Below are 666 nucleotides of genomic sequence, written 5' to 3'. Positions count from 1 at the left end.
CGGCCCGCTCGACCTCGCCGACGTCGCCCCGCTGGAGCCCGCGCCCGCGCTCGTCGAGTACGTCCTCGCCGCCGCCGTCGGGCAGCCGTCCGGCGTCGCGTCGCTCGGCCCGGACGGACTCGTGCCCGCGGACCAGCTCCCAGCCGAGTCCGGCGGGACCGGCCCGGCGCCCTCCGATGCAGTCGCAGGCGAGACGACGCCCGGCCAGACGTCCGCCGCCGGGACGGCTGCGACCTACGCGCGCGGCGACCATTCCCACGGCACCCCGCCCCTCCCGACCGCCGCGCAGGTCGGCGCCGACCCCGCTGGGACGGGCTCCGCCGCCGTCTCCGCGCACGTCGGCGCCCTCGACCCGCACGGCGACCGCCAGTACGCCGCCGACCAGGCCGCCGCCGCGCAGACCGCCGCCGAGACCCACTCGGACACAGCCCTCGCGGCGCACACCGCCGCCGGGAACCCGCACCCCGGGTACCTCACGACCGTAGCGTTCGGGCAGCAGGCCGTGTTGCTCAGCGGAGGGAACAACCCGCAGGTCACAGACCCTCACAAGCCGCGAGGGTTCGCGCGCGTCGACCTGAACTACGCCGCCGACGGCACTACCCCGGACGCGCTCGCGTTCTACTACGGCGGCTCGGGCGGCGCCGGGGGCGTCAGGACCGGCTACCA

Annotated in this window: 1 protein-coding gene; it reads left to right on the top strand. The window is 77.6% G+C overall.

From position 1 onward, the window contains the following. On the top strand, nt 1-666 hold a 666-nt coding region (locus amrb99_RS49560), incomplete at both ends, for a hypothetical protein (protein ID WP_206700437.1).

The organism is Actinomadura sp. RB99 (genome assembly GCF_014706005.1).
GTDB lineage: Bacteria > Actinomycetota > Actinomycetes > Streptosporangiales > Streptosporangiaceae > Spirillospora.
The sequence above is the reverse complement of the archived record's forward strand: the minus strand, read 5'-3'. Positions and strand labels throughout refer to the sequence as shown.